General features: G+C 71.8%; 9 protein-coding genes and 1 pseudogene. 8 read left to right on the top strand and 2 right to left on the bottom strand.

Annotated elements, in window-relative coordinates:
- Positions 1-58 precede the first annotated feature (58 nt).
- Positions 59-1303 carry an Ig-like domain-containing protein gene (locus V8690_RS30090; RefSeq protein WP_338783256.1) on the bottom strand — a complete coding sequence of 415 codons (1245 nt, stop codon included), beginning with the start codon at positions 1301-1303 and terminating at the stop codon, positions 59-61.
- A 188-nt stretch (positions 1304-1491) separates the two neighbouring features.
- Between V8690_RS30090 and glgX the strand changes: the two genes are divergently transcribed.
- Complete coding sequence (gene glgX / locus V8690_RS30085; RefSeq protein ID WP_338783255.1) at positions 1492-3744, top strand: glycogen debranching protein GlgX; 2253 nt, start codon at positions 1492-1494, stop codon at positions 3742-3744.
- 251 nt (positions 3745-3995) lie between these two features.
- Here the strand turns inward: glgX and V8690_RS30080 are convergent.
- Positions 3996-4088, bottom strand: a pseudogene (locus V8690_RS30080) (DNA-binding response regulator); the annotation flags it as partial.
- Positions 4089-4340: 252 nt separating this feature from the next.
- Between V8690_RS30080 and V8690_RS30075 the strand changes: the two are divergent.
- From V8690_RS30075 to V8690_RS30045, 7 genes are all read left to right on the top strand, one after another.
- Complete coding sequence (locus V8690_RS30075; RefSeq protein ID WP_338783254.1) at positions 4341-6158, top strand: ABC transporter ATP-binding protein; 1818 nt, start codon at positions 4341-4343, stop codon at positions 6156-6158.
- Entirely contained in the window at positions 6155-8035 is a 1881-nt protein-coding gene (locus V8690_RS30070; RefSeq protein WP_338783253.1) for an ABC transporter ATP-binding protein, read from the top strand. The genes V8690_RS30075 and V8690_RS30070 overlap by 4 nt, the downstream gene beginning before the upstream one ends.
- Before the next feature lie 34 nt (positions 8036-8069).
- Positions 8070-9821, top strand: coding sequence for an ABC transporter ATP-binding protein (locus tag V8690_RS30065; RefSeq protein ID WP_338783252.1), 1752 nt, complete (start codon positions 8070-8072; stop codon positions 9819-9821).
- Positions 9818-11590 (top strand): ABC transporter ATP-binding protein, encoded by a 1773-nt coding sequence (locus V8690_RS30060; RefSeq protein WP_338783251.1) that lies wholly within the window; start codon positions 9818-9820, stop codon positions 11588-11590. The genes V8690_RS30065 and V8690_RS30060 overlap by 4 nt, the downstream gene beginning before the upstream one ends.
- Before the next feature lie 171 nt (positions 11591-11761).
- The gene (locus V8690_RS30055) at positions 11762-13813 is read left to right on the top strand and encodes a M4 family metallopeptidase (RefSeq protein WP_338783250.1); all 2052 of its coding nucleotides are present in this window, start codon (positions 11762-11764) and stop codon (positions 13811-13813) included.
- Between the two features lie 211 nt (positions 13814-14024).
- A complete protein-coding gene (locus V8690_RS30050; RefSeq protein ID WP_338783249.1) occupies positions 14025-15677 on the top strand; it encodes a M4 family metallopeptidase in 1653 nt (550 codons plus the stop codon).
- A gap of 68 nt (positions 15678-15745) precedes the next feature.
- Positions 15746-16267 carry a DUF1990 domain-containing protein gene (locus V8690_RS30045; protein WP_338783248.1) on the top strand — a complete coding sequence of 174 codons (522 nt, stop codon included), beginning with the start codon at positions 15746-15748 and terminating at the stop codon, positions 16265-16267.
- Positions 16268-16310 lie beyond the last annotated feature (43 nt).

Genomic DNA, 16310 nt, shown 5'->3' with positions numbered 1-16310 from the left:
TGTCACTGTTCAGTTCCAACTTCCACGGAAAGTTGAAGCAGCCCGCCCCCCTGCCGGGCTACTTCACCGCACTGCCCGTCTTCCACGCGTTCCAGCTCATGTTCCAGCCTCCGAGCCCGTTGTCGGGAGCGACCTTCTTGTCGTTGCTGTGGACGACCTCGACGACGTCCCCGATGAGGCTGCGGTCGAAGAACCAGCCGGCCGGGGTGTGCGAACCGCCGCCCTTCACATCGCGCAGTCCGACGCAGCCGTGGCTGACGTTGGTACGTCCGAAGACGGTGTGGTGCGCCCAGTAGTTGCCGTGCAGGAAGGTGCCGGAGTCGGTCAGGCGCATGGCGTGCGGGACGTCGGGGATGTCGTACTCGCCCTTGCCGTTGCGCTTCTTGAAGCCGACCGTGGCACCGTTCATCCGGGTGACCTCGAGCATCTCGGTCACCACCATCTTGCCGTTGTACGTGGTGGTCTTGGGGGCGCCGGCGGTGATCGGCACGGTGGCGAGCGGCTCGCCGTCGCGCCGCACCTCCATGGTGTGCCGGGCGGCGTCGACCACGGAGACCTGGCTGCGGCCGACGGTGAAGGAGAACGTCTTGTGCTGGAGGCCGTAGACCCCGGGTGCCCCCTCGACGTCCCGCAGGCGCAGGGCGACGGTGACCTGGGTGCCGGGCTTCCAGTAGTGCTCGGGGCGGAAGTCGAGGCGACTCCGGCCGAACCAGTGCGGGCGGATCTCGACGGCAGGGCGGGCGGTGACCTTCACCGCGCGTTCGACGGCGGCGCGGTGGGCGATCTCGCGGTTGAACTCCAGCGAGACGATCATGCCGGTGCCGACCGTGGCCCGGTGCTCCGGGCTGACGTAGCCGATGAAGCGTTCCTCCGGGACGTACGTCGTGAAGGTGGTGTGCCGGGCGGAGCGGCGGCCGTCGCCGTCCACGGCCACCGCGTCGATCGTGTACTTGGCGGCCAGCGCGAGCCGCTTCTCGTCGGGTTCCCAGGACAGCCCGTCGGCGGAGAGGTGCCCGGGCACCCGGGACTCCTGCGCGTCCTGCGACCGGACGACCTTCACCGACTCCAGCCTGCCGTCGGGCACATGCACCCGCAGCTTCTTCCCGGGGCGCACACCCCTGCTGCCGTCGTCGGGCGAGACCTGGATGAAGTCCTCGGGCGCCGGGGGCGCGCCGAACGCCCCGGCGATCCCGCCCGCGTCGTCCGAGGTACAGCCGGTGGCTCCGGTCAGGAGCCCTGCCCATGTCGCTACGGCGGCCAGCGCGGCCCTCGCGCGCCGCGCGCGCCCTTGTACGTGCCTCACGAGGTGCCCAACGACCGGCCGCGTCCCCGGGAAACGACCATGCCCGCCCCCGGGGAAACGTGAGTGCGACCCACGCTCTGGGCAGAACAGTGGGGAGGACGACGCGCAGGGGAGCCGCGCCCCGGTCCGGAGCACAGGGCCGCACTCCTCTGTCCCCCGTCGTTCCACGAGCCGCGGGAGGCTGACAGGTGTCCAGCGCAGCCGAGCAGGAGGCGGTGGCCGGCCATCAGGCCACCGAGAACGGGCGCCAGGCCGCCGCCGTGAACGGCGCACGGCGGGCCGCGCCGCCGCCCGCGGTGCCCGCCCGGCCGGGCGCGCCGACGCCGCTCGGCGCCCGGTTCCGGGTCGGCCCGGACGGGGTGGCCGGGACCAACTTCGCCCTGTGGGCGGGCGGGGCCGAAGGGGTCGAGCTGTGCCTCTTCGACGAGGCGGGCAAGGAGTCGCGGGTCCGGCTCGCCGAGCTGACCCACGAGATCTGGCACGGCTTCGTCCCGGGCGTACTGCCCGGGCAGCGTTACGGCTACCGGGTGCAGGGCCGCTGGGACCCGTGGACCGGCGCCCGCTGGAACCCGGCGAAGCTGCTCCTCGACCCGTACGCCCGTGCCGTGGACGGAGACTTCACCCTGCCGCCGGAGGTGTACGGGCACGTGCGCGACTGGCCGCAGCAGCACGTCGCCGACACCGTGCGCGACGACCGGGACTCGGCGCCGTACGTCCCCAAGGGCGTGGTCGTCCACGATGACGACGACTGGGCGGACGACCGCCGCCCGAAGACGCCGTGGGCGGACTCGGTGATCTACGAGCTGCACGTCAAGGGCTTCACCCGGCTGCACCCGGGCATACCCGAGGAGTTGCGCGGCACCTACGCCGGTCTCGCGCACCCGGCGGCGATCGAGCATCTGGTGAGGCTGGGCGTGACGGCGGTGGAACTGCTGCCCGTGCACCAGTTCGCGCACGAGGACCATCTGCTGCGCAGAGGCCTGAGGAACTACTGGGGCTACAACTCCATCGGCTACTTCGCCCCGCACGCGGCCTACGCGGCCTCCGGGACGCGAGGCCGGCAGGTCGGCGAGTTCAAGCGCATGGTGCGCGCCCTGCACGCGGCGGGGATCGAGGTCATCCTCGACGTGGTCTACAACCACACCGCGGAGGCGGGCGAGCTGGGTCCGACGCTGTCGTTGAAGGGCATCGACAACCGCGGCTACTACCGCCTCCAGGACGATCTCCGCCGCTACGCCGACTACACCGGCTGCGGCAACACGCTGCACGTGGTCCAGCCGCATGTGCTGCGGCTCATCACGGACTCCCTGCGGTACTGGGTGACGGAGATGGGCGTGGACGGCTTCCGCTTCGACCTGGCGGCGGCGCTGGCCCGCTCCATGCACGACGTCGACATGCTCTCCCCGTTCCTGGCGGTCATCGCCCAGGACCCGGTGCTGCGCCGGGTGAAGCTGATCGCCGAGCCGTGGGACGTGGGGTCGGGCGGCTACCAGGTGGGGGCGTTCCCGCCGCTGTGGACGGAGTGGAACGACCGGTACCGCAACGCCGTACGGGACTTCTGGCGGCACGCGCTGCCGGACGTACGGGAGATGGGCTACCGCCTGTCGGGCTCCAGCGACCTGTACGCCTGGGGCGGCCGCAGGCCGCAGGCGTCCGTCAACTTCATCACCGCGCACGACGGTTTCACCCTGCGCGACCTGGTGAGTTACGAGCGCAAGCACAACGAGGCCAACGGCGAGGGCAACCGCGACGGCACGGACGACAACCGGGCCTGGAACTGCGGCGCCGAGGGCGAGACGGACGACGAGGGCGTACGGGCCCTCAGGCGGCGGCAGCTGAGGAACCTGCTGACCACGCTGCTGCTGTCGACCGGTGTGCCGATGCTGGTCGCGGGCGACGAGCTGGGCCGCACGCAGGGCGGCAACAACAACGCGTACTGCCAGGACAACGAGATCAGCTGGGTGGACTGGGGCCTGCTTCAGGACCCGGGCTGGAAGGCGCTGTTCGAGCTGACCGCCCGGCTGATCGAGCTGCGCCACCGGCACCCGGTGCTGCGGCGCCGGGCGTTCTTCTCGGGCCGGGCCCAGACCGCGGACGGCCTGCGCGACCTGGCCTGGTTCACGTCCCGGGGCACCGAGATGACGGAGCAGGACTGGTACGCGCCCGCCGCCACGCTGGGCATGTACCTCTCCGGCCGGGACATACCGGGCCGTGACGAGCACGGCGACCAGATCCTCGACGACAGCTTCCTCGCCGTCCTGCACGCGGGCGAGGGGCCGGTGAGCTTCGTGCTGCCGGGGCCGCCCTGGGCGGAGCGCTACGAGGTCGTCGTCGACACGAGCCTGGAGGAACAGGGCCAGGCGCCGGGGGTGGAGCACGTGGCGGGGACGGAGATCACGGTGCCGGCGCGGGCGGTGCTGCTGCTTCGGGTGGCGGGCTGAGGCATCGTTTCGCCGGGCGGGGCAGCGCAGCACTTCGGCCCGCGGGCCTGACCGTCGGCGGGGCGGTGGGAGCTCTGACGCCGGGGTGCCGCGCCCTTGCCCGGGCCTCGACAGGACGCCCCTGAGGACCGTGGTGCTGGCCTGAGTGGCCCTCACCGAGGCGATCGCCATCTTCACCATGGTCCGTGACCGTGACCTGGACCAGTCGTCCGCCCCTCAGGAAGGGTGACCCCCTTCCCGCCCCCGGGCCGGCCCAGGATCCCCCGGTCGTACGCCACCGCCACCGCCGCCGCGCGGTCCCTGACGCCGAGCTTGGCGTAGAGGTGGGTGAGGTGGGTAGCAACTCGGTGACTTCGATGACAGGTGCGGTCGGCATACGACGAGAGTCGCGGCGCGGCGGGCACCGGCGCATCGGCCGTCGCGCTCGAACGGGCATCATCCGATCGGCTGGTGCCGCCGTACGACCCTCGAACTCCCCCAAGCTCTCGGCTTCGCTCGAGCAGGGAGGTACCCCCAGGTCGTAGGACCAACGGCCGACCCGGGTACGGCGAAAACTCGGTGGGCAGTGTCAGTGGCGATCCGTAGGCTCGCTGCTGATGGCCACGACACCCGCCCCCGCCCAGGCCCGTTCGACCGTGCGTACGCTGCTGCGCCTGTGGCCGTACGTGCGGCCCGTGCGGGTGCGGCTGTTCACCGCCGCGTTCGTCGCGATACTGGCCTCCTGCATGAGCCTGGTGATCCCGCTCGTGCTGAAGTGGATGGTGGACGGGCCGGTCGCCGACCGGGACCCGGGCGGGGTCTGGCTCGGCGCGCTGATCCTGCTGCTCCTCGGCCTCGCCGAGGCCCTGCTGTTCGGGCTGCGGCGGTGGCTGGTGGCCCGGCCGCTCTCCCACGTCGAGGCGTCCATGCGGGCGGATCTGTACCGGCACCTCCAGCGGCTGCCGGTGGCCTTCCACGACCGGTGGTCCTCGGGGCAGTTGCTGTCCCGGGGGACGACGGACCTGATGCTGCTGCGCATGTTCCTCGCCTTCCCGCTGACCTTCCTGCTGGTCAACGGCGTGACGATCCTCGTCGGCGTGGTCATCATGCTGCTCCAGGACTGGACCCTGGGGCTGGTGATCCTCGGGCCCGCCGTGCCCGTCATGGTCACCTGCGTGATCTTCGAGAAGCGGTACGCCAAGGCGGCCCGGCTCGCCCAGGACCAGGTCGGCGACCTGACCACGGTCGTCGAGGAGAGCGTGCTCGGCATCCGCGTCATCAAGGGCTTCGGCCGGCACCGCAGCCAGGCCCGTGCCTTCAGGGAGCTGTCGGGGACGCTGCGCGGCACGGAGCTGCGCAAGGCGCGCCTGCTGGCGACGATCTGGGGCGTCATCGTGACGCTGCCGGAGCTCGCCATCGGGGCGGCGCTGGTGGTGGGCGTGGTGCAGGTGGCCGACGGGGGGCTGTCGGCGGGGACGTTGGTGGCGTTCCTGTCCACGGCGCTGGCGTTGCGGTGGCCGGTGGAGTCGATCGGGTTCCTGCTGGCGATGAGCCAGGAGGCGGCGACGGCGACGGAGCGGTATTTCGAGGTGAGGGACGAGGGCGTCGAGGAACGGGGAGTTCCCGCTGACTCGGTGTCACCGCCCGCAGCCGGCTCCGGTCTCCGGTTCCACGACGTCACCTTCCGCTACCCCGACGCCCCACCCCACTCCCCTCCCGTCCTGGACAAGGTCGGCCTCCACATCCGCCCCGGCGAATCCATGGCCCTGGTCGGAGCGACAGGCAGCGGCAAGACCACCCTCACCGCGCTCATCCCCCGCTTCTACGAGGTGACCTCGGGCCGCATCACCCTCGACGGCGTCGACATCACGACCCTGTCCCGTCAGGCGCTGCGCGCCAAGGTCGCGGTCGCCTTCGAGGAACCCACGCTCTTCTCGGCCGCGGTCGGCGACAACGTTCTCATGGGCGCCGACGACACGGCAGGCCCGGCCGAGCTGGAGCGCGCCCTTACCGTCGCCCAGGCCGACTTCGTGTACGCCCTGCCGCAGGGGACGGAGACCCAGGTGGGCGAGCAGGGCCTCAGCCTCTCCGGCGGGCAGCGGCAGCGGCTGGCGCTGGCCAGAGCTGTCGTCGGGCAGCCGGAGTTCCTCGTCCTGGACGACCCGCTGTCGGCCCTGGACGTGCACACCGAGGCCGCCGTGGAGGCCGCCCTGCGGCAGGTCCTCGCGGACACCACCGCCCTGATCGTGGCGCACCGCCCGTCCACCGTGCTGCTCGCCGACCGCGTCGCGCTGCTGTCCGGCGGCCGGATCGCCGCGGTCGGCACCCACCACGAACTGCTGCGTACGAACGCCGAGTACGCGCACCTGATGTCCGGCGAACCGTCAGGGGAACAGCCGGCCGACCGGTCCGTCGAACAGGAGGACGCACGATGACGGCGGCCACCACCGCACCGGCCGACGGGAACGCCGAGGACGAGAAACCCGAGGACGAGAAACCCGACGCTCGGGCTCCCGCCACCGGCGACCCCTTCGACCGGGACGTCCTGCCCACACCCCCGGGCGCCACATCCGCCCTGCTGCGCTCCCTGCTCGCGCCCATGAAGGCCCGCGTCACGGTCACTACGCTCCTGCTGCTGCTCCAGCAGGCGGTCGTGCAGGCTGGCCCGCTGCTCGTGGCGTACGCCATCGACCGTGCCGTGCCGGCGTTCCGGGCGCAGGACCACGGGCCGCTGATCGCGGTGGCCGTCGGCTATCTGACGTGCGCGCTGGCCGCGGGCGGGCTCCAGAGCGCGTTCGTCGCCGCGGCGGCCCGCGTCAGCCAGGACGTGCTGCTCGACCTGCGCGGCCGGATCTTCCGCCACGCGCAGGCGCTGAGCGTCGACTTCCACGAGCGCTACACCTCGGGCCGGCTCATCTCCCGCTCCACCACGGACGTGGAGTCGCTGCGCGAACTGCTGGACGAGGGCCTTCAGGAGCTCGTGACGGTCATCCTGTCCTTCGTCTACATCTCGGCGATGCTGCTCTGGCTCGACCTGGGCCTCGGCGGCGTGGCGGTGGCGTCCCTGGCGCCGCTCTACGCCCTGGTGCGGCTGTACCAGCGGCGCGCCGGGCGGGTGTACCGGGCGCGGTCGACCGCCATCGCCGCCGTCATCGTCAAGTTCGTCGAGACCATGAACGGCATCCGGCCGGTGCGCGCCTTCCGCCGCGAGGCCGTCAACGACGCGGACTTCGGCGCGCTCAACCAGCGGCACGAGCGGACCAACGGCGACGCGCTGCTGGAGATGGCCCGGTACGTCACCGGCTCACGGCTGGTCGCCAGCACGGCGGTCGCGGCGATCGTGCTGTGGGGCGCCTACCGGGTCGCGGACGGCACGCTCGCCCTCGGTGTGCTGGCGGCGGCCGTGCTGTATCTGCGGCGGCTGTACGACCCCATCGACCGGCTCGCAATGTTCCTCAACTCCTACCAGTCGGCGGCGGCCTCGCTGGAGAAGATCGCCGGGCTGCTCGCGCAGACGCCGTCCGTGCCCGAGCCGTCGAGCCCCCGGCAGCTCCCTGCGCTGGCGGGTGAACAGCCGGGCCGCGAGGTCGTCTTCGACGGCGTCCGCTTCGGCTACCGCACCGGCGGCGAGGTGCTGCCCCGTTTCGACCTGACGATCCCGGCCGGGCAGACGGTCGCGGTCGTCGGCTCCACGGGCGCCGGCAAGTCCACGCTGGCCAAGCTGCTGGCCCGCCTCTACGACCCCTCCGAGGGCCGGGTGCTGCTGGACGGCGTCGACCTGCGCGATCTCGCCGTGCCCGAACTGCGGCGCGGGGTGGTCATGGTGACGCAGGAGGCGTTCCTGTTCTCCGGCACGGTCGCGGAGAACATCGCGATCGGCCGCCCGGACGCCACACGCGAGGAGATCGAGCGGGCGGCCAAGGAGATCGGCGCTCACGACTTCATCAGCTCCCTGCCCGACGGCTACGACACCGACGTACGCAAGCGGGGCGGCCGTATCTCGGCCGGTCAGCGGCAACTGGTCGCGTTCGCACGGGCGCTGCTGGCCGATCCGGCGGTGCTGATCCTCGACGAGGCGACCAGCTCGCTGGACATCCCGGGCGAGCGTGCGGTGCAGCGGGCGATGGCGACGGTGCTGAAGGGCCGTACGGCCGTGGTCATCGCGCACCGGCTGTCGACCGTCGAGATCGCGGACCGCGTACTCGTGATGGAACACGGGAAGATCGTCGAGGACGGCGGACCGGCCGAACTCGTCGCGGGCACGGGCAGGTTCGCGGATCTGCACCGGGCCTGGCGGGACAGCCTGGCGTAGAACGGCGGCGGAGAGGGCTGCGGAGGGCGGGCGGATGATCGACGCGTACGAGGATCCCGGCACACCGGACCACCGGAGCGGCGCCCGCTATCTGTGGTGGCTGGTCACCCGGCAGCCCGGCCGGTGCGCCGCCGGGGCGATGTTCGGCAGCGTGTGGATGGTGCTGCTGGCGGCGACGCCGTATCTCATGTCCCGGGCGATCGACGACGGGCTGGAGCCCGGCGACATGGGCGCGCTGGCGCTCTGGAGCGGCGCGCTGTTCGCGGTGGGCGCCTTCAACGCCTGGCTGAGCATCATGCGCCACCGCACGATGACCCGCGTCCGGATGGACGCCAACTTCCGCACGGTGAAGGTCGTCGTCCGCCAAGCGGTGCGGCTCGGGTCCTCCCTGTCGCGGCAGACGGGCGCCGGCGAGGTCGTCACCATCGGCGTCGGCGACGTCCAGACGATCAGCCAGTCGCTGACGGTGGTCGGCCCCGGCGTCGGCGCGGTCGTGGCCTACCTGGTGGTCGCCGTCCTGCTGGTCTCGGTCTCCCCGCTCATCGCCGTGGTCGTCCTGCTCGGCATCCCGGTCATCGTCCTGCTCGTCGGGCCGCTGCTCGGGCGGTTACAGGGATCCGAGACGGAGTACCGGGAACGCCAGGGTGTCCTGACCGCCCGCATCGGCGACCTGGCGGGCGGTCTGCGCGTGCTCTCCGGGCTGGGCGGCAAGACACTGGTCGCGGACGCCTTCCGCCGTGACTCGCGGCGGCTGCGCGAGCAGGGGTACCGGGTCGGCGTGGTGACCAGCTGGGTGCAGGCACTCGGGATCGGGCTGCCGACGCTGTTCCTGGCCGGGGTGACGTGGCCGGCGGCCCGGCTGGCCGCGCGCGGGGACATCACCGTGGGGCAGTTGGTGTCGGTGTACGGCTATGTGGCGATGCTGGTGAGGCCGGTGGCCTTCTGGGTCGAATGCGGCTACCAGATCAGCCGCGGCCTGGTGTGCGCGCGACGCGTCGTACGCTTCCTGCGGCTGGAGCCGATGCCCGACACCGGCACACGTGACGCCCCGTCCGAACCGTCGGTTCTGTACGACCCCGGGTCCGGCGTGCGCATCCGGCCGGGCTGCCTGACGGCCCTGGTCGCGGAACACCCGGCCGACGCCGTGGCGGTGGTGGACCGCCTCGGCCGCTACACCCCTTCGGACGCGACCTGGGGCGGAGCGCGACTGGAGGACATAGCCCTGGACCAGATCCGGGACCGCATCCTGGTGGCCGCCCACGAGTCCGACCTGTTCGCAGGAACTCTTCAGGACATGATCGGACCGTTGAGGGGCGCGGGGAACTGCGCGACAAACCACCACGCACCCGCAGACGCCACACCACACCACACGGCAACTCAGACGGCGCTCCACACCGCCGCAGCCGAAGACATCGTCCAAGCCCTCCCCGACGGCCTGAACACCCGGATGGCCGCCCAGGCCCGCAACCTCTCCGGCGGCCAACGCCAACGCATCCGCCTGGTCAGGGCCCTCCTCGCCGACCCGGAGATCCTCCTCGCCGTCGAGCCCACCTCCGCCCTCGACGCCCACACCGAAGCCACCGTCGCCGACCGCCTCAGCAAGGCCCGGCACGGCCGCACCACGGTCGTGACCACCACCTCCCCCCTCGTCCTGGACCGCACGGACACCGTCCACTACCTCGTCGACGGCAAGGTCGCGGCCTCGGGCAGCCACCACGAACTGCTCGACACGACCCCCGGCTACCGCGCCCTCGTGGCCAGGGACACCGAGGAGGCCGCCCGATGAGCCGCGGACACCTCCCCGTGGCCGAACGGGCGGACGTCCGACGGGCGTTGCTGGACCTCGTGCGGGCCGACACCCGGGCCTTCACCACCGTCCTCGGCCTCAACGCCCTCGCCGCCCTGGCCGGTCTGGCAGGGCCCTGGCTGCTGGGCCGGATGATCGACGACGTCCGGGCCGGACAGGGAGTCGCCGCCGTCGACCGGCTGGCCCTGGTCCTCCTGCTCTGCGCCCTCACCCAGCTGCTCCTCGCCCGCTGGGCCCGCTACGTGGGCCACCGCTTCGGCGAACGCACCCTCACGCGCGTACGGGAGCGGTTCGTCGACCGCGCCCTCGCCCTGCCCGCCTCGGTCGTGGAGCGCGCCGGCACCGGTGACCTGACGGCCCGCGGCACTTCTGACGTCACGACCGTGGGCAACACCCTGCGGGACGCCGGCCCGATCCTCCTCATCAACCTCGTGCAGTGCCTGTTCCTGGTCGGCGCGGTGTTCCTGCTGGACCCGCTGCTCGGTGCTCTCGGCGTGCTCGGTCTGACACCGATCTGGCTGGCGTTGCGCTGGTATCTGCGGCGGGCCCGGGACGGGTATCTCGCCGAGGGCGCGGCCACCTCGGACGTCGCGGAGATCCTCGCGGCGACCGCGGCCGGAGCGCGGACGGTGGAGGCGTTCCGGCTCCAGAGGCAGCGCACCGCCGCGAGCCGGGAGGCACTGGAGACGTCCCGCCGTACGCGCTTCTACACGCTGTTCCTGCGCACGGTGTTCTTCCCGGCGGTGGAGGTGTCGTACGTCGTCCCGGTGGCCGGGGTGCTGGTGATCGGCGGGGCGCTGCACACCTCGGGCTCGATGAGCCTCGGGGCGGTCGTGGCGGCGGCCCTGTATCTGCACCAGCTGAGCGGACCGCTGGACGAGATCCTGGTGCGGGTCGAGCAACTCCAGAGCAGCGGCGCCTCCTTCGCCCGGGTGGAGGGGCTGGCCCGGGCCCCGCGGGCCGCCGGGGAGGGGGAGGGCCCCGATCCGGACGGCGACCGTATCGACGTCACCGGCGTGCGCTACGCCTACGACGGCGGAGTCGAGGTGCTGCGCGGCGTCGACCTGACGGTGACGCCCGGGGAGCGGCTGGCCATGGTCGGGCCGTCGGGCGCCGGCAAGACCACGCTGAGCCGGCTGATGGCGGGCATCGACGCGCCGACCGCCGGCTCGGTGACGGTCGGCGGCGTGCCCGTCGTCGGGCTCGGACCGGAGCGGCTGCGCCGCCAGGTCGTGCTGGTCACCCAGGAGCACCACGTGTTCCTCGGCACGGTCCGTGACAATCTGCGGATCGCCGAACCGTCTGCCGGGGACGAGGCGTTGTGGAAGGCGCTGTCGGTGGTCGGCGCCGACGCGTGGGTGCGGGAGCTGCCGGAGGGCCTGGACACGCCGCTGGGCCAGGGCGGTCACGGTACCGACGGCTCGCAGGCCCAGCAACTCGCCCTGGCCCGCGTGGTGCTGGCGGACCCGCACACGCTGATCCTCGACGAGGCGACCGCGCTGCTCGACCCGACGACCGCCCGGCACACCGAGCGCGCCCTGGCCGCCGTGCTCGCAGGGCGCACCGTCATCGCCGTCGCGCACCGGCTGCACACCGCGCACGACGCCGACCGGGTGGCCGTGATGGAGGACGGCCGGCTGACCGAACTCGGCACGCACGAGGAGCTGGTGGCGGCCGGCGGGGCCTACGCGGCGCTGTGGCACTCCTGGCACGGGGACCTGCACGACGCCCGGAAGCCGTCCGCATAGCGAACACGCACTTCCGGTCGGCGAACTGTTTTCCAGCCATACTCTTGACGCGCCCCTGACAGAAAGCGCACTCCCCTGCCACGCTTCCCGCGACTGCTCCACGGCAACCCCACGGCAACACCTCCACCTCCCCAGGCCGGGCAACCCCCGGTCCCGCAGAAGGAGCCAGTGTTGAGAAGCAGTTCCTCGCGAAGAAGCACCTCTCACAGACGCACTCCCCGCCGTACCGCGGCCGTGGCCCTCGCCGGCGTCGCCGCGCTGATCGCCGCCGCCGTGCAGGGCGGCACCGCCACCGCGGCCCCTGCGATGGCACCGTCGGCCGCGAGCACGGCGCACCCCGGCTCCGAGTCGGTCCGCCTCACCCCCGCCCAGCGCGCCGCGCTGATCCGCGAGGCCGACGCCGGCAAGGCCGGGACGGCGAAGGACCTGGGCCTCGGGGCCAAGGAGAAGCTGGTCGTCCGCGACGTCCTGAAGGACCGCGACGGCACCGTGCACACGCGCTACGAGCGCACCTACGACGGCCTGCCCGTCCTCGGCGGCGACCTGGTCGTGCAGAGCACGAAGACGGACACCACCGCGTCCGTCGCGAAGGCCACCCGCGCCGACATCAAGCCGGCCACGACGAAGGCCGCGGTGTCCGCCGCGAAGGCCCGGCAGCAGGCCCTGGCCGCGGGGAAGGCCGAGGACGCCAGGAGCCCGGCCGTCAACCGGGAGCCCCGGAAGGTGATCTGGGCCGCGAACGGCAAGCCGGTCGTGGCCTACGAGACGGTCGTCGGCGGCTTCCAGCACGACGGCACCCCGCGGGAACTGCACGTCGTCACCGACGCCACCACCGGCGAGAAGCTGTACGCGTGGGAGGCCATCGAGACCGGCACCGGCCACACCGTGTACTCCGGCACGGTCGACCTCACCACCACCCGGTCCGGGGCGGCCTACAACCTCACCGACGGCGCCCGGGGCAACCACAAGACGTACAACCTGAACCGCGGCACCTCCGGCACCGGCACCCTCTTCTCCGGCTCCGACGACGTCTGGGGCGACGGCAGCCCCTCCAACCCGGAGTCGGCCGCCGCCGACGCCCACTACGGCGCCGCGCTGACGTGGGACTACTACAAGAACGTGCACGGCCGCAGCGGCATCCGCGGCGACGGCGTGGCCGCGTACTCCCGGGTCCACTACGGCAACAACTACGTCAACGCCTTCTGGTCGGACAGCTGCTTCTGCATGACCTACGGCGACGGCGCGGGCAACGCCAACCCGCTGACGTCGATCGACGTGGCCGCGCACGAGATGACCCACGGGCTCACCTCGAACACCGCGGGCCTCAACTACAGCGGCGAGTCCGGCGGTCTGAACGAGGCGACCTCCGACATCTTCGGCGCGACCGTCGAGTTCTTCGCCAAGAACACCTCCGACGTCGGTGACTACCTCATCGGCGAGGAGATCGACATCAACGGCGACGGCACGCCGCTGCGCCACATGGACAAGCCCAGCAAGGACGGCTCGTCCAAGGACGCCTGGTACTCGGGCATCGGCTCGATCGACGTGCACTACTCCTCGGGCCCGGCGAACCACTTCTTCTACCTGCTGAGCGAGGGCAGCGGCACCAAGACCATCAACGGCGTCACCTACGACTCGCCCACCTCGGACGGCCTTCCGGTCACCGGCATCGGCCGGGACAAGGCGGAGAAGATCTGGTTCCGCGCGCTGACCACCAAGTTCACCTCGACCACCAACTACGCGGGCGCCCGTACCGGCACCCTCGCGGCGACCGGTGAGCTCTACGGCACCGACAGCGCCGAGTACAAGGCGGTCCAGGACGCGTGGGCGGGCGTGAACGTCGGCACCCGCTCCGGCGGCGGAGGCGGCGGCGGTACGTCTTTCGAGAACACCGCCGACGTGGCGATTCCGGACCGGGGCGCGGCGGTCACGTCGCCGGTCACCGTCTCCGGCCGGACGGGCAACGCGCCGTCCGACCTCCAGGTCGCCGTGGACATCGTCCACACCTACATCGGTGACCTCCAGGTGCAGTTGGTCGCGCCCGACGGCACGGCGTACACGCTGAAGGCCTACGGCACCGGCGGCAGCGCGGACAACATCAGCACCACGTACACGGTGAACGCCTCCTCCGAGGCCGCCGACGGCGTCTGGCAGCTGCGGGTCCAGGACAACGCGGCCCGCGACACCGGATACATCAACAGCTGGAAGCTCACCTTCCCGTAGGCCCCTTCGCGGTCCGCGCAGGACAGGGCGCCGCCCCGGTGGGTTCGACTCCCCCGGGACGGCGCCCGCTTCATGACATCCGATGCGACACCCCGGCGTCGTTTTCCGGTCAACATCACGCGTTGCTCCTGACATGTACGCGCCCCAGGTGCCACTCTTCCCCCACCCGCCGCACAGCACCGCAGCACTTCCCCCACATCTAGGAGCTCGTGTGACCACTCCTGTCTATGCGCGTCACAAACGCACCACGCTGGCCATCGCCACCGCCGTCGCGGCCGGCGCCCTGCTCACCACCGGCCTGACCTCCGGCAGCAGCGTCGCCGCCGACTCCTCTCCCGCCGGCAAGCCGGCCCTCGCCGCCGCCCCCGTCCTGCTGACCGCGCCCGCCCGCACCGCCCTCATCAAGGAGCAGCAGGCGGACGCCACCGCGACCGCCGACGAGATAGGCCTCGGCGAACAGGAGAAGCTGGTCGTCAAGGACGTCGTGAAGGACGCCGACGGCACGGTCCACACCCGCTACGAGCGCACCTACGCGGGCCTGCCGGTCCTCGGCGGCGACCTCGTCGTGCACGAGTCGTCGTCCGGCGAGACCAAGGGCGTCACCAGAGCGACGAAGGCCGCCCTCAAGGTCGCCTCGCTCAAGCCGGCGGTCCCCGCCGCCAAGGCCGAGAAGCAGGCCGTGACGCTCGCCAAGGCGGCCGGCTCGGAGAAGACCGAGGCGAACTCCACGCCCCGCAAGGTGATCTGGGCGGCCGACGGCAAGCCCACCCTCGCCTACGAGACGGTCGTCGGCGGCCTCCAGGAGGACGGCACCCCGAACGAGCTGCATGTCATCACCGACGCCGCCACCGGCAAGAAGCTCTACGAGTACCAGGGCATCGAGACCGGCACGGGCAACACCACGTACAGCGGCAAGGTCACCATCGGCACCACGAAGTCCGGGTCGTCGTACACCCTGTCGGACGGTACGCGCGGCGGCAACAGGACGTACAACCTCAACCGCGGCACCTCCGGCACCGGCACCCTCTTCTCCGGCTCCGACGACGTCTGGGGCAACGGCAACCCGGCCGACCTGGAGACCGCCGCCGCCGACGCCCACTACGGCGCCCAGGTCACCTGGGACTTCTACAAGAGCACCTTCGGCCGCAACGGCATCCGCAACGACGGCAAGGCCGCCTACTCGCGCGTCCACTACGGCAACAACTTCAACAACGCCTTCTGGTCGGACAGCTGCTTCTGCATGACCTACGGCGACGGCGCAGGCAACGCCAACCCGCTGACCTCGCTCGACGTGGCGGCCCACGAGATGAGCCACGGCCTGACGTCGGCCACGGCACGCCTCAACTACAGCGGCGAGTCCGGCGGCCTGAACGAAGCGACCAGCGACATCTTCGCCGCGGGCGCGGAGTTCTACGCCAACAACCCCTCCGACGTCGGTGACTACCTCATCGGCGAGAAGATCGACATCAACGGCGACGGCACCCCGCTGCGCTACATGGACAAGCCCAGCAAGGACGGCGACTCCGCCGACGCCTGGTCCGCCGGCCTCGGCAGCATGGACGTCCACTACTCCTCGGGCCCCGCCAACCACTTCTTCTACCTGCTGTCCGAGGGCAGCGGCACGAAGACCATCAACGGCGTGACCTACAACTCGCCCACCTCCAACGGCTCCACGGTCACCGGCATCGGCCGTACCAAGGCGCTCCAGATCTGGTACAAGGCGCTGACGACGTACATGACGTCGACGACCAAGTACGCGGGCGCCCGCACGGCGACTCTGAACGCGGCCTCGGCGCTGTACGGCGCGAGCAGCACCGAGTACAAGGCGGTCGCGGCCGCCTGGTCCGCCGTCAACGTCGGCTGACCGAAGCACGGCCGAGGGCGGTACCCGGAGCGAAGGCACACCCGGGTACCGCCCTACTCTTGGTGACCATGTCCTCGGAAGACTTCACCTACGCCGACGTCGGCGCCACCCGCGACGAGGGCTTCTGCCCTCCGGGCTTCCACCCCATGAACGTGCGCACCCGCCTCGGCGAGGGTGAGGAGGTCTTCCGCCGGGCCTCGGAGGCGGTGCTCACCTGGGAGATGCACCGGGCCCTGGGCGTCGGCATCGACGCCGGCGCGGACCGGGCCGCCCCCGGCGTCGACGTCACCGTCACCCTCGCCGGGATGATCAAGGCCCCCTGCCGTGTGGTGTGGACGGTCGAGGAACCCCGCCGCGCCGGCTGGGCCTACGGCACCCTGACCGGCCATCCCGAATGCGGCGAGGAGTCCTTCGTGGTCGACCGCACGGGCGACGGCACGGTGTGGCTGACGGTGAACGCCTTCAGCCGCGCAGCCAAGTGGTACGCGAAGGCGGGCGGGCCGGCGACCAGGGGGTTCCAGCACGCGTACGCACGCAGGTGCGGCCATGTCCTGCGGAACCTTGCAACGCAGGGTGGTGCGGAAGCCTGAAGGGGCGCGGGGCTGTATCGATGTGCGGCTCCGGCGCGACCAG

It is taken from the genome of Streptomyces sp. DG1A-41 (assembly GCF_037055355.1).
Classification (GTDB): Bacteria; Actinomycetota; Actinomycetes; order Streptomycetales; family Streptomycetaceae; genus Streptomyces.
Note: the sequence above shows the minus strand (reverse complement) of the source record. Positions and strands in the feature narration are given on the sequence as shown.

Bases quoted from the DNA above. Each gene is read 5' to 3' on its own strand.
- V8690_RS30075 (WP_338783254.1), top strand. From the start codon at position 4,341: ATGGCCACGACACCCGCCCCCGCCCAGGCCCGTTCGACCGTGCGTACG.
- V8690_RS30070 (WP_338783253.1), top strand. From the start codon at position 6,155: ATGACGGCGGCCACCACCGCACCGGCCGACGGGAACGCCGAGGACGAG.
- V8690_RS30065 (WP_338783252.1), top strand. From the start codon at position 8,070: ATGATCGACGCGTACGAGGATCCCGGCACACCGGACCACCGGAGCGGC.
- V8690_RS30060 (WP_338783251.1), top strand. From the start codon at position 9,818: ATGAGCCGCGGACACCTCCCCGTGGCCGAACGGGCGGACGTCCGACGG.
- V8690_RS30045 (WP_338783248.1), top strand. From the start codon at position 15,746: ATGTCCTCGGAAGACTTCACCTACGCCGACGTCGGCGCCACCCGCGAC.